This window comes from Sphingomonas sp. CFBP 8765 (assembly GCF_014841445.1).
Classification (GTDB): domain Bacteria; phylum Pseudomonadota; class Alphaproteobacteria; order Sphingomonadales; family Sphingomonadaceae; genus Sphingomonas; species Sphingomonas aerolata.
Genome location: NZ_JACYTY010000003.1, coordinates 515,374 through 528,321, shown reverse-complemented (window position 1 = coordinate 528,321; position 12,948 = coordinate 515,374). Strand labels below are relative to the sequence as shown.

The window sequence follows — 12,948 nt, the reverse complement described above, 5'->3', positions numbered from 1 at the left end:
GACTAGAGGATACATATATGGTTCGTCTCATCGCATCCCTGGTCGGCGCCGCCTTTGTGCTGGTGCTCGGCATCGCGCTCTTCAGCAGCGTGTCGGGCGTCATCACCGACCCCGTCGCGCCGTCTGCCGAGAGCGTCGCGCACAAGCATCCCAAGGAGCTCGAGCTCGCCTCGAACGGCGTCTTCGGCAAGTTCGACCGCCGTCAACTCCAGCGCGGGTTCCAGGTCTACAAGGAAGTCTGCTCAGCCTGCCACTCGCTGCGGCTGGTGTCGTTCCGCGATCTCCAGAAGATCGGCTATTCGGAGCCCGAGGTTAAGGCGATCGCCAACCAGTGGGTGATCGAACAGCCGACGATCAACCCCGAAACCGGCGAGGCCGCGACCCGCAAGAACATCCCGTCGGATCGCTTCCCGTCGCCGTTCGCCAACGAGGTCGCTGCCCGCGCCGCCAACAACAACGCGCTGCCACCCGATCTCTCGCTGATCACCAAGGCGCGCGAGGAGGGCACCGCCTATGTCCACTCGCTGCTGACGGGCTACACCGATCAGCCCGCGGCGTTGCTCAAGCAGTTCCCGGACATCAAGACGCCCGAGGGTCTCTACTACAACCCGTATTTCGCGAACCTCAACATCGCGATGCCACCGCCGATCACCGCGGCCGATCAGGTGGCCTATGCGGACGGGACCAAGGCGACGAAGGAACAGATGTCGGCAGACGTCTCGGCCTTCCTGACCTGGACGGCAGAGCCGAACTTGGAGTCGCGGCACGCCGTCGGCGTCGCGTCGATCCTCTTCATCCTCGTCTTCTGCGGCCTTGCCTGGGGCGCCTATCAAAACGTCTGGCGTGACGTGAAGCATTGATCCCACGCCGCGGCTATCGCGGTATCAGGGCGTGAAGGACGGCGGATCGGGGCAACCCGGTCCGCCGTTTCGCGTTTGGCGACCCGCTGGCTGCCCGTGTCCGTGCCTGTGTCCCGGCGCCACGCCCCCATGGCCCACCTGTGGTCCCGGCGCGCGTCAGCCGTCGTTCATGGAACCTGCGGTAGGTCGGTATTGTTGTGCGACCAATGGCGGCGCGTTGGGTCCGCTCTCCAGGTACGGGAGATTTTCGATGTTTTTCAAGCGACCAGGACTGGTCAGTCTCGCCATTGGTGTCGGCCTCGGCGTGGCCGGTTGCACCGATGGGTATGGCTATGGCGGCGGCGGGATCGGCTATGCGAGCGATCCCTATTATGGCGGCGGCTACGGCAACGGCTATTATGATGGTTACGGCGGCGGATACGGGGCCGGTTATGCCGGCGTCGGGCTCGGCTCCTATTATGGCTGGTATGGCGACTATTATTATCCGGGTACCGGCGGATACGTCTATGATCGCAACCGTCGTCCGCACCGCTGGAACGGTGCGCAGCAGCGCTACTGGCAGGGGCGTCGCGGCAATTATCGCGGTGCCGGCAACTGGGGCAATTTCGCCCGCGGCAACAGCCCCGCCGCGCGCGACTATCGCCAGGACCGGCGTGGCGCGAACCGCGACTTCCGTCAGGGTCGGCGCGAGGACCGCAACCAGCTGCGCGACGGTCAGATCACGCGCGAGCAATATCGCGGCGAACGACGTGAAGCGCGGCAGAGCTATCGTGGCGAGGCACGCCAGGACCGGCGTGAATATCGTCAGGAGCGCGGCAATGGCGGCGGGTTCCGCGGTCGTGGCGGCGGCGGCGGCGGCCGGGGCGGCGCCTATATGAACGTCCCCGTCCCGAAGTGACGGATCAGGATGCAGGCGCGCCGGTCGGGCGCGTCTGCATCAGCGCGTTCGACACGAACGTCATCACCATGACATCGTCCTGATTGAACACCTGCATCCGGCTTTTCACGATCCCCATTTCTGGGCGGCTGGCGGAAACCCGTTTGTCGAGCACCTCGGTCACGCAGCGCAGCGTGTCCCCCGGATAGACGGGCTTCAGCCACTTCAGTTCATCGATCCCGGGCGATCCGAGACTCGCCTGACGGTGCTCACCAATATGCTCGACCAGCATCGCCATCGTCATCGCGCAGCTATGCCAGCCGCTTGCGGACAGCCGGCCGAAGTGCGTCTTCGCCGCGGCCTCGTCGGACAGATGAAAGGGCTGCGGGTCGTATTTCTCGGCAAAGGCGATCACCTCGTCGCGCGTCACCGGATAGTGGCCGAACGCCGCGGTCGCCCCGACTGCGATATCTTCGAAATACTGCACGCCCGCTGCTCCTCCTATCGTCGCAGCACCTTTTGGAAGGGCGCGTCGTTGCCGTCCAGCCCCGGTTCCGCGGGCAGCCCGATCAGGTCGCGGAGCAGTGGCTCGACCGCGACATTGTCGAAGCTCGCGATGGTCTTGCCACCGATGAAGGCAGGACCGTTGGCGATGAACAGCGCGCGCATTTCGGGGGCGGCATTGTCATAGCCGTGCGAGCCGCCAGCCGAGACCCTGGTGGGCGTCGTCCGATCGACGCGCCAGCCGACATCGGCGAGGCACAGATAGCTCGGGACACGCGGATTGCGGCCATAATGGAACCGCGCCGGGATCTCCGCCTTGCGCCAGCATTGCAGGTGGTCGTGCTTCCGAAGCAGTCTGGCCTCGAGTGCTGCCTCATGCCCGGGCACCGCGAACAGCGTCGCATAGGCGCCCGTCTCGACGAGGCGATAGTCGGCCGGCGCCGCGATCCGGTCCATCGCGACGACGCGCGTGCTGCTGGTCGCCGCCATGCCGTGATCCGACACGATGACCAGATTGGCCGGCTGGCCGAGCGTCGCGAGCCCTTCGACGAGGCTGCCGATGCTGCCATCCACCTCGGCGGCTGCCTGCGTTGTCAGGGGGGAGTCGGGGCCATTGTCGTGCGCGGCCATGTCGACGGTATCGAAATACAGCGTCACCAGCTTCGGCCGGATTGTGGCGGGTCGCCGCATCCAGTCGAGGACGGCGTTGACGCGTTGCGTGGCGCTGATCTGCTGGTTGAACTGCTGCCAGTCCTGCGGCCGGGTGCCGCCGTCGATCGCGCCGTGGCTGTTGGGCTTCGGCGTGCCGCCGACCGCGACATTGGCGCCCGGCCAGAACATCGTCGCGCTCCGGATTCCCGCCTTTTCGGCGTCGACCCAGATCGGCGAGCTTTGGCTCCACCAGAAGGGATCGTCGCTCGCCATGGTGAATTTCTCACCGGGCCGCGCGGGATCCTCCATCGTGTTGCCGATGATGCCGCTGCGATCGGGTCTGAGCCCGGTCACCAGGGTCCAGTGATTGGGGAAGGTGACGCTCGGGAAGGACGGTCGCATCGCCGCAAAGACGCCGCCGGCGCGCAACCGGTTCAGGTTCGGCGTGACGCCCCGGTCGAGATAATCGGGGCGGAAGCCATCGATCGACACGAGGATCGTCACCGGTGCCCGGACCGCCAGCGGCTGCGCGCCCTGAGGAGCGGCCGTGGCGGTCGCGGGGGCAGCCTGAGTCACCGGCGCCAGGGCAGGGGGCGTGGCCGGATAGGCACAGCCACCGAGCGCGAGTGCCAGAGCTGAAAACGTCGCGTGTCTCATGCCGTCTGTTCTGCTCGCTACGCCCGCCCCCGGCGCGTGACTACACACGCAGGGGGCGTGACATTGTTGGGATCAGCTGTGTAGGAAGTGCATCACGTCGCCGTCATGGACGACATAGGCCTTGCCCTCGGCGCGCAGCTTGCCCGCCTCGCGCGCCTTCGATTCCCCGCCCAGCGCGATGAAGTCGTCGAACGCGATCGTCTCGGCGCGGATGAAGCCCTTCTCGAAATCGCCGTGGATCTCGCCCGCCGCCTGCGGCGCGGTCGCGCCCGCATGGACGGTCCAGGCGCGTGCCTCTTTCGGGCCGACCGTGAAGAAGGTCAGGAGGTGGAGCAGCTTGTAGCCTGCGGTGATGACGCGAGCGAGGCCGGTCTCTTCCAGCCCCAGCTCGCCCAGGAATTCGCCGCGATCTTCGGCGGGCATCGTCGCGATCTCGGCCTCGATCGCTGCCGACACGACGACCGCCTCGGCACCCTCGGCCGCGGCCTTCTCGAACACGCGCGCCGACAGCGCATTGCCGTTCGCGGCATCGCCCTCGTCGACGTTGCAGACGTACAGGACGGGCTTGGCGGTCAGCAGCTGCGCCTGTGCGAACACGCGCGCCTCGTCCTCGTCCTTGGGTACCGTCAGCCGCGCGGGCTTGCCCTCGCGGAGCAGCTCGAGCGCCTGGCCGAGCACGGCGGCGCCGATCTTGGCCTCCTTGTCGCCCTGCATGCCCTTCTTGGCGAGGTTGGGGACGCGCTTCTCGAGGCTCTCGAGATCGCTCAGCATCAGCTCGGTCTCGACCGTTTCGGCATCGGCGATCGGATCGACCTTGTTGTCGACATGCGTCACGTCGCCATTTTCGAAACAGCGCAGCACATGGACGATCGCGTCGACCTCACGGATGTTGCCGAGGAACTGGTTGCCGAGCCCTTCGCCCTTCGACGCGCCGCGCACGAGGCCGGCGATGTCGACGAAGCCGAGCTGGGTCTCGATGATCTTCTGCGAGCCGGCGATCTTCGCCAGCGCGTCGAGCCGCTTGTCGGGCACGCCGACATTGCCGACGTTCGGCTCGATGGTGCAGAACGGATAGTTCGCCGCCTGCGCCGCGGCCGTCTCGGTCAGCGCGTTGAAGAGGGTGGACTTGCCGACGTTCGGCAGCCCCACGATGCCGCAGCGAAAACCCATGATATGCCCTTGGTATAAGATTGTGCGGGCGCTTTAGGCGACCGCGCGAAGGAACGCCAGCAAGGACGCCTGCGCATGACTGGGTGCGACCTCCATTATCCCCACCACCCCGGCGAAGGCTGGGGCCCAGGTGGGGGACGTTGCTCATGAAGGTCGGCACGCCGTTACTGCGACCTTTCCAACTGGGCCCCGGCCTGCGCCGGGGTGGTCGCTGATTTTAACGCCCGACTGATCGACCTAAACGATTGCCGCAATGCAGCAAAATTATCGTACCGCTCGGTAGATATTGCGAGTCCCGTGCGTATATCGCGCTCTGCCAGTCAGATTTAGGAATAGCATGACCACCACCGCCAAGGGCTACGCCGCCCAGTCGCCCGAGACGCCGCTCGCACCGTTCAGCTTCGAACGCCGCGCGCCGGGCAAGACCGACGTCGCGATCGACATCGCGTTCTGCGGCGTCTGCCATTCGGACCTCCATACCGCCAAGGGCGAGTGGGAAGGCACGTTGTATCCGTGCGTTCCGGGCCATGAGATCGTCGGCCGCGTCACTGCGGTCGGTGACGACGTCACCAAGTTCAAGGTCGGCGACATCGCCGGCGTCGGCTGCATGGTCGACAGCTGCGGCCAGTGCCCGTCCTGCACCGATGGCGAGGAGCAATATTGCGAGACGACCGGGTTCGTCGGCACGTATAATGGCCCCGATCCCGTGCTCGGCGGTCACACGTTCGGCGGCTATTCGGACCATATCGTCGTCGACGAGGGCTTCGTGCTGAAGGTCTCGCATCCCGAGGCCGATCTCGCCGCGGTCGCGCCGCTGCTCTGCGCCGGGATCACGACCTATTCGCCGCTGAAGCACTGGAAGGTCGGCCCGGGCCAGAAGGTCGGCATCGTCGGTCTCGGCGGTCTCGGTCACATGGGCGTCAAGATCGCCAACGCGATGGGCGCCGAGGTCTACGTCTTCTCGACCTCGCCCAACAAGCGCGACGACGCCAAGCGCTTGGGCGCCAAGGACCTGATCGTGTCGAAGGATGCCGATGCGATGGCGGAGCATGCGAACAGCTTCGACTTCATCCTCAACACTGTTGCTGCGCCGCACAATCTCGACCCGTTCCTCGAGCTGCTCAAGCGCGACGGCACGATGACTCTGGTCGGCGTGCCCGCCGAGCCGCACCCGTCGCCGTCGGTCGGCAATCTGATCTTCCGCCGTCGCCAGCTGGCAGGCTCGCTGATCGGCGGGATCGCGGAGACGCAGGAAATGCTCGATTTCTGCAACGAGCACGGGCTGGTCTCGGACATCGAGATGATCAAGATGGACGAGATCGAGCCGGCCTATGACCGCATGGTCAAGAGCGACGTGAAGTATCGCTTCGTCATCGACATGGCGTCGATGAAGACGGCGGCCTGATCGGGCAGGGGGCGGCGCTTGCCGCGAGCGCCGCTTCCCCCAATTACCTCCCCGGCGAAGGCGGGGTCCAGGTGGGAAGGCCAATGTGATGCAGGCCAGCCCTTCGTTAGCGACCTTTCGCAACTGGGCCCCGGCCTTCGCCGGGGAACGGTCGTTTCAAACGATCACTCGGCGCCTACCTCACCACCGATAATTGAAGCTGATGCTGATCCGCTCGCCCTTCGCAGCATTCGGCACGACCTCATGCCGCAGCCAGCTCTCCCACAAAAACACGCTCCCGGGCTTCGGCACCGCATAGACGAACGTCCGCAGATCCTCCGGCGCGTCGTCGAGCCGGGTCGGCGCGGCCATCATCATCGGCAGCCGCGGATCCTCAAGCTTAAGCGCGCCCGCGCCTTCGGGAATCGTCACGTACATCGTGCCCGACACGACGCTCTGCGGATGGATATGCCCCGAATGCGCGCCGCCGGGCTTCAGGACGTTCACCCACAGGCTGTCGAGCTTGAGTTTCCGCCCACCAAGATCGAACGCGCAGTCCTTGGCGAACGCCGCGACATGCTTGTTGAGCAACCGCACCAGATCGCCGAACCGCGGATCGCGCAACGGCAGGTCGTTCAGCGACGCGTAGGACGTGTACCCGCGATAGCCATGCGCCTTCGACCACGCGACGCCCGCGCGGTCCGCCTTGGACAGTTCGAGCGCCGCGTCCTCCAGCTCCTCAACCAGATCGTCATCGCCGAGATCGGCCTCGTAGAACCGCGTGGCGAAAAGCGAGCGGGTGGTCATGGTTGCATCCTCACAGCGACATCATTCATGAAGCGGACGTCGTCGCCCGCCGCCAGCCACGCCGCCTCCGCGGCGATCGCGCCGAGCATGTCGGACAGCGGCTCGATCTCGGTCTTGGCGTAATTGCCGAGCACATAGCCGGTGACCCGGTCCTTGTGACCCGGATGCCCGATGCCGAGCCGCACGCGGCGGAAATCGGGGCCCAGATGCTGGTCGGTCGAGCGCAGCCCGTTATGCCCCGCGGTCCCGCCGCCGGTCTTCACCTTGACGCGGAAGGGGGCGATGTCGAGCTCGTCGTGGAATACCGTCAGCGCATCGACGTCCAGCTTGTAGAAGCGCAGCGCCTCGCCGATCGCGCGGCCGCTCTCGTTCATGAAGGTCGCGGGCTTCAGCAGCAGGATCTTTTCCGATCCGATCCGGCCTTCCTGCGTCCAGCCCTGAAACTGCTTCTTGACCGCGCCGAAGCCGTGCACCGCGGCAATCGCGTCGGCGACCATGAACCCGACATTGTGCCGGTGCATCGCATATTGCGCCCCCGGATTGCCGAGTCCCGCCCAGATCTGCACGTGTGATTCTCCAAAAACGATCGTTGCCCGCGCCCCAAACCGTCATTTTCGCGGAGGCGGGAACCCATAGTGGCAAACCTCTCGATTCCATATGAAGGTCCGAGGGTCTGGATCCCCGCCTGCGCGGGGATGACGGTTTTTTGGGTGAGCGGAATGGCTTGCAAAACGAAACGGGCGGGAAAGCCCTAGCTTTCCCGCCCGCCAGATCATCCGAAAACGAAGGAGATTAGTCCTTCTTCTGCGGCGTGATCTTGTCGTCGTCGTTGTGATCGTCGTTAGGCTCGACCACGGGCTCTTCGTCCGAAGCAGCCTCAGCAGCCTGCGCCTCGGCGACTTCAGCCTCGAGCTCTTCGTCCTCGACGGTCGGGACGGTCGGCGGCACGATCGTGGCGATCGCGAAGTCGCGGTCGTCGATCGCGGGCGTCGCGCCCTTGGGCAGCGTCACGTCGCTGATGTGGATCGAATCGCCGATTTCCATGCCGGCGAGCGAAATCGAGATCTCGCTCGGGATGTCCGATGCGTCGACGACCAGCTCGATCTCATGACGCGTGATGTTGAGGACGCCCTTGCCCTTCTTGATGCCGGGGGCATCGTCTTCGTCCGTGAACACGATCGGCACCGCGACGGTGACGGTCGAATGCTCGCCGATGCGCAGGAAATCGACATGGATCGGGCGATCCGTGACCGGGTGGAACGCAACGTCCTTCGGCAGCGTGCGCACGCCGTTGACCATCACGACCGAATTCATGAAGTGGCCGGTCATCAGCGCCTTCATCAGCGCCTTTTCCTCGAGGTGAACCGAGGTGGGTTCCTTGTTCAGGCCGTAGATCACGGCAGGCACGCGGCCATCACGACGCAGCGCCCGGGAGGCTCCCTTGCCAACCCGGTCACGCGTCTCGGCTGCGAGCGTCAACTGGTCGCTCATCGATATTCTCCGAAACTCGTTTGTTGTTCTTCCCGCCCACGCCTCCAGGGATGACCATGGACCGGAAGCGCGGGCGCATAGCGGAAGTGCACGTTTTAATCAACTACACCCTCTCCCCCCGGGGGAGAGGGAGGGGCCCGCGTGCTCTTGCACGTGGGAGGGTGAGGGCACGGTGTGCCCGAAACGCGTGCCCTCACCCTTCCGTCGCCTGCGGCTCCTCCCTCCCTCTCCCCCGAGGGGAGAGGGATTCGGTCGCTCAATACTGCACCCGCTCCGCCTTCACCCCGAGCTTCGCCAGTTGCGCCTGAACGCTGTCCTGCCCCGCCAAATGCCCCGCGCCGACCGCGACGAACACCGTCCCCGGCGACTTCATCCGGTTCGCGACCCACTCCGCCCATCGGGCATTGCGATCGACCAGCAGGACCTTCGCCACCTCGGGCGAATCCTTCAGGCTTTCGTTCATCTCCTTGGCGAGCGCCTCGGGATCGCCCTTCGCCCATTCGTCGACCATCGTCGCCATCGTCGTCTCGAGCTTGGGGAGTTCGTCGATCGTGCTGCCGAGGAACTGCAGCTGTGCCTGTTGAGACAGCCCGCCGAAATAGCCCAGCTGCTGCTCCGCCGTCTCCAGCCCCGTCACCGGCTTGCCCGCCGCCTTGGCCGCGGCAGTGATGACCTGCTCGGGCCCGTTCGCGGCGTCATAGCCAAGCTTTGACAGCGGCGCGATCGACAGGTTGGTCGCCGCGAGCCAAGGCCGGAACCGGTCGAACGCGTTCGCCGGCAGCCCCAGATCGGTCACCGCCTTGGCATAGGCCGCGCGCTTGTCCGCCGGGATCTGCTCGGTCAACGTCGGCCCGTCCTTGGTCACGCCGGTTGCCATGACCAGGGTCTGCATCTTGGCGGGATCGGGCATGACCAGTTCGAGTACGACCTGCTGCGAGCGGTCGAACGCGGTCTTCACCGCCTCGTCGAACCACGTCATGCCGGGTTTCAGCACATGGATCGTCCCGAACAGATAGATCGTCGTGTCCTTGTCCTTCACCACCCACAGGGCGGGATCGGCATCGTTGGCGGCCTGCGCGGGTTTGGGCGCGACCTGTGCACAGGCGGGCAGCGCGAACGCCATCGCGATGGCGGACAGCGTCGAGCGCAGCGGGGCGGATCGGAGCGACGCGAGTCGGGAAAACAGCTTCAAGGGGAGGGCATCCTCATCGTTGGTCGGCCCCATGTAGGATGCGCGATCGCAACGCACCACTTGCCTCGCGCACCCCCATCCGCCAAAGCCCGCGCGTGACCCAGCCCCTGAAAAAGCCTCTTAGCTTCCAGCGCATGATCCTCACGCTCCATGACTATTGGAGTGATCACGGGTGCCTGATCCTGCAGCCCTATGACATGGAAATGGGTGCGGGCACCTTCCACACCGCAACGACGCTCCGCGCGCTCGGGCCGAAACCGTGGAATGCCGCGTTCGTCCAGCCCTGTCGCCGGCCGACCGACGGCCGCTACGGCGAGAACCCCAACCGGCTCCAGCATTATTACCAGTATCAGGTGATCCTGAAGCCATCCCCCGCGAACCTCCAGGAGCTGTACCTCGGGTCGCTCGCGGCGATCGGCATCGACATGCTCAAGCACGACATCCGCTTCGTCGAGGACGATTGGGAGAGCCCGACGCTCGGCGCGTGGGGGCTCGGCTGGGAGGTCTGGTGCGACGGCATGGAGGTGACGCAGTTCACCTATTTCCAGCAGATGGGCGGCTTCGACATGAAGCCCGTCGCGGGTGAGCTGACCTACGGGCTCGAGCGGCTGGCGATGTATATCCAGGACAAGGACAGCGTCTACGACCTCGCGTTCAACGACGCCGGGGTCACCTATGGCGAGGTGTTCCTGGAGAATGAGCAGGAGATGTCGAAGTGGAACTTCGAGGTCGCCGACACGGACTCGCTGTTCGACCAGTTCCGCAAGCATGTCGCCGAATGCGAGAACAGCTTGAGCCACAAGCTGCCGATCCCGGCCTATGAGCAGGCGATCAAGGCCAGCCACATCTTCAACCTGCTGCAGGCGCGCGGTGTGATCTCGGTCGCCGAACGCCAGGCCTATATGGGCCGCGTCCGCGACCTCGCCAAAGGCTCCTGCGCTGCGTGGATGGACAAGCACGGATGGGCGGCATGACCCGTCCTCGTGCCGCAGGCTGTATCTCTTCTTCTCTCCGCGTCCTCTGCGCCTCTGCGCGAACAGAATCTCGCGCAGAGGCGCAGAGAGCGCAGAGTGTTTTTGCTCCGACCGGTGAGCCCGAATGACCGACTTCCTCCTGGAGCTCCGCTCCGAAGAAATTCCCGCCCGCATGCAGGCGAAGGCGCGTGAAGACCTTGCCAGGCTGTTCAGCGCCGAGCTCGCCAAGGCCGGGATCGCCACCAGCGATATCGTCACTTACGCGACGCCGCGCCGCCTGGCGCTGATCGCACGCGACCTGCCGATCGAGACCGCCGCCGTCTCCGAAGAGGTGAAGGGCCCCAAGACGTCGGCACCCCCGCAGGCGCTCGAAGGGTTCCTGCGCAAGACCGGCCTCACGCGCGAGCAGCTGGTCGATCGCGGCGGCACGTTCTTCGCGGTCACCGAAAAGCCCGGCCGCGCCACCGCGGACGTGCTTGCCGAGGCGATCCCCGCGATCGTCCGCGCGTTTCCCTGGCCCAAGTCGATGCGCTGGGGCGATGCCTCCGCCAGCACCGAATCGCTGCGCTGGGTCCGCCCGCTGCAGGGCATCGTCGCGCTGCTCGGCGAGACGATCGTGCCGTTCGAGATCGCCGGCATCGCAAGCGGCGCTGCCACGCTCGGCCACCGCTTCCACCATCCGTACCAGATCACGATTGGCGGCGCGCACGACTATGTCGAGAAGCTGCGCGCCTGCCACGTCATCGTCGACCAGGACGAGCGCGCGACGCTGATCCGCGATCACGCGCGCGAGGCGGCGATGCAGGCCGGGCTCGAACTGATCGAGGACGAGGGCCTCGTCGCCGAGAATGCCGGGCTCACCGAATGGCCGATCCCGCTGCTCGGCCGGTTCGATCCCGCGTTTCTCGACGTGCCGCCCGAGGTGATCCAGCTCACCGCGCGCGTGAACCAGAAATATTTCGTCTGCCGCAGCGCCGACGGGACCCTAGCGAACGCGTTCGTCTGTACCGCTAACATCGCTGCGCACGACGGTGGCGCGAAGATCGTCGAGGGCAACCGCAAGGTCCTCGCCGCGCGTCTGTCGGATGCGAAGTTCTTCTACGACACCGACCTGAAGATGCCGCTCGAAGAGCAGGCGGATAAGCTCGAGAAGATCGTCTTTCACGAGAAGCTCGGTACGGTGGCGGACAAGGTCGACCGCGTCGCCAAGCTCGCACGCTGGTTGGTCGAAGAGGGTATCGTCGGGGGTACGAGTTCGTCCTCCGCTACCTCTTCGTTCCCCGGCGAAGGCCGGGGCCCAGTTGGGAACGGCGCCTTGGCTGAGGCCGTCGCGTCGTCACAACAGCCTTCCCACCTGGACCCCGGCCTCCGCCGGGGAACAGAAGAAGCGCCCGAGGTCCGGGCGGAACTCGCCACCCTCGCCGAGCGCGCCGCGCGTCTCGCCAAGGCGGATCTCGTCACCGGCATGGTCGGCGAGTTTCCCGAATTGCAGGGCCTGATGGGCGGCTACTACGCCGCAGCCCAGGGCGAGCACCCCGCCGTCGCCGCCGCGATCCGCGACCATTACAAGCCGGTCGGGCAGGGCGATGATGTCCCGACTGACCCGGTGACGGTCGCGGTCAGCCTGGCGGACAAGCTGGATACGCTATTCTCGTTCTTTGCCGTGAAGCTATTTCCAACTGGCTCGAAAGACCCGTTCGCTTTGCGAAGGGCCGCTCTGGGTGTCTTGCGGACGATTCAAACGGCCAATCTCAAATTCAAGATCGACGCGGCAGCTCGCGCCTGGTCTGGGGAAGAGAATGCTGCGCTCGGTATAGTACTCTCCGACTTTCTGCATGATCGCCTCGGCGTTCAGCTGCGCGAAGCCGGCATCCGCTATGATTACGTCCAAGCTTCCACCGGTTGGGGCACTGGAAGCGACGACCGCATTGATCGGGTCGAAGCGCGGGCCAAAGCGCTTGCGAATTTTATATCGACCGAGGACGGGAAGAACCTGCTCGCCGGTTACAAGCGCGCCGCCAATATCCTGAAGAAGGAAGCCCCTTCTGCTCCCCCTCTCCGCGCAGGTGAGAGGGAGCAGTATGCGCCCGAACCCGCAGAGGCCGCGCTCCAGTCCGCGCTCGACGCCGCCGAACCCCGCGCAACTGCAGCAATCGCGGGCGAAGATTTCGCCGCGGCGATGGCCGCGCTCGCATCGCTGCGGGCGCCGATCGATGCGTTCTTTGATAGCGTTATCGTCAACGACCCCGATCCCGCCAAGCGCTCCGCCCGTCTCGCGCTACTTGAGCGTATTCGCGCCGCAGTGCACAACGTCGCGGACTTTTCGAAGATCGAGGGCTGACCCGCCCCGCCTGCAAAGACAATCTCTGCCGCCTTGCGCG

General features: G+C 65.5%; 12 protein-coding genes. 5 read left to right on the top strand and 7 right to left on the bottom strand.

The features are described 5' to 3' along the window. The first annotated feature begins 17 nt into the window (after positions 1-17). Together IFT87_RS11015 and IFT87_RS11010 are read left to right on the top strand one after the other, a co-directional pair. Positions 18-860, top strand: coding sequence for a cytochrome c1 (locus IFT87_RS11015; protein WP_192008456.1), 843 nt, complete (start codon positions 18-20; stop codon positions 858-860). 250 nt (positions 861-1,110) lie between these two features. Further along, the gene (locus tag IFT87_RS11010) at positions 1,111-1,758 is read left to right on the top strand and encodes a hypothetical protein (RefSeq protein ID WP_037529611.1); all 648 of its coding nucleotides are present in this window, start codon (positions 1,111-1,113) and stop codon (positions 1,756-1,758) included. A gap of 4 nt (positions 1,759-1,762) precedes the next feature. On the opposite strand, the gene IFT87_RS11005 is transcribed toward IFT87_RS11010, so the two are convergent. From IFT87_RS11005 to ychF, 3 genes are all read right to left on the bottom strand, one after another. Beyond that, positions 1,763-2,224: a MaoC family dehydratase gene (locus tag IFT87_RS11005; RefSeq protein ID WP_037529609.1), complete on the bottom strand. Its 462-nt coding sequence runs from the start codon at positions 2,222-2,224 to the stop codon at positions 1,763-1,765. Between the two features lie 14 nt (positions 2,225-2,238). Continuing rightward, complete coding sequence (locus IFT87_RS11000; protein ID WP_192008455.1) at positions 2,239-3,549, bottom strand: alkaline phosphatase family protein; 1,311 nt, start codon at positions 3,547-3,549, stop codon at positions 2,239-2,241. A 72-nt stretch (positions 3,550-3,621) separates the two neighbouring features. After that, positions 3,622-4,719 carry a redox-regulated ATPase YchF gene (gene ychF / locus IFT87_RS10995; RefSeq protein WP_031393698.1) on the bottom strand — a complete coding sequence of 366 codons (1,098 nt, stop codon included), beginning with the start codon at positions 4,717-4,719 and terminating at the stop codon, positions 3,622-3,624. 337 nt (positions 4,720-5,056) lie between these two features. Between ychF and IFT87_RS10990 the strand changes: the two genes are divergently transcribed. Beyond that, complete coding sequence (locus IFT87_RS10990; protein WP_037529606.1) at positions 5,057-6,124, top strand: NAD(P)-dependent alcohol dehydrogenase; 1,068 nt, start codon at positions 5,057-5,059, stop codon at positions 6,122-6,124. A 180-nt stretch (positions 6,125-6,304) separates the two neighbouring features. On the opposite strand, the gene IFT87_RS10985 is transcribed toward IFT87_RS10990, so the two are convergent. The 4 genes from IFT87_RS10985 to IFT87_RS10970 all read right to left on the bottom strand — a co-directional run bounded on the left by IFT87_RS10985 (position 6,305) and on the right by IFT87_RS10970 (position 9,524). Further along, complete coding sequence (locus IFT87_RS10985) at positions 6,305-6,910, bottom strand: TIGR02466 family protein (RefSeq protein WP_192008454.1); 606 nt, start codon at positions 6,908-6,910, stop codon at positions 6,305-6,307. Next, positions 6,907-7,476, bottom strand: coding sequence for an aminoacyl-tRNA hydrolase (gene pth / locus IFT87_RS10980; protein WP_031441582.1), 570 nt, complete (start codon positions 7,474-7,476; stop codon positions 6,907-6,909). Before pth ends, IFT87_RS10985 begins: the two co-directional genes overlap by 4 nt. A gap of 226 nt (positions 7,477-7,702) precedes the next feature. Next, positions 7,703-8,401, bottom strand: a complete 699-nt coding sequence (locus IFT87_RS10975; protein WP_037529604.1) for a 50S ribosomal protein L25/general stress protein Ctc — start codon at positions 8,399-8,401, stop codon at positions 7,703-7,705. Between the two features lie 256 nt (positions 8,402-8,657). After that, positions 8,658-9,524, bottom strand: coding sequence for a TraB/GumN family protein (locus IFT87_RS10970; RefSeq protein WP_052149262.1), 867 nt, complete (start codon positions 9,522-9,524; stop codon positions 8,658-8,660). Between the two features lie 203 nt (positions 9,525-9,727). Between IFT87_RS10970 and IFT87_RS10965 the strand changes: the two genes are divergently transcribed. Together IFT87_RS10965 and glyS are read left to right on the top strand one after the other, a co-directional pair. Further along, positions 9,728-10,567: a glycine--tRNA ligase subunit alpha gene (locus IFT87_RS10965; protein WP_192008453.1), complete on the top strand. Its 840-nt coding sequence runs from the start codon at positions 9,728-9,730 to the stop codon at positions 10,565-10,567. A gap of 124 nt (positions 10,568-10,691) precedes the next feature. Then, the gene (gene glyS, locus IFT87_RS10960) at positions 10,692-12,908 is read left to right on the top strand and encodes a glycine--tRNA ligase subunit beta (protein WP_192008451.1); all 2,217 of its coding nucleotides are present in this window, start codon (positions 10,692-10,694) and stop codon (positions 12,906-12,908) included. Positions 12,909-12,948: the final 40 nt, after the last annotated feature.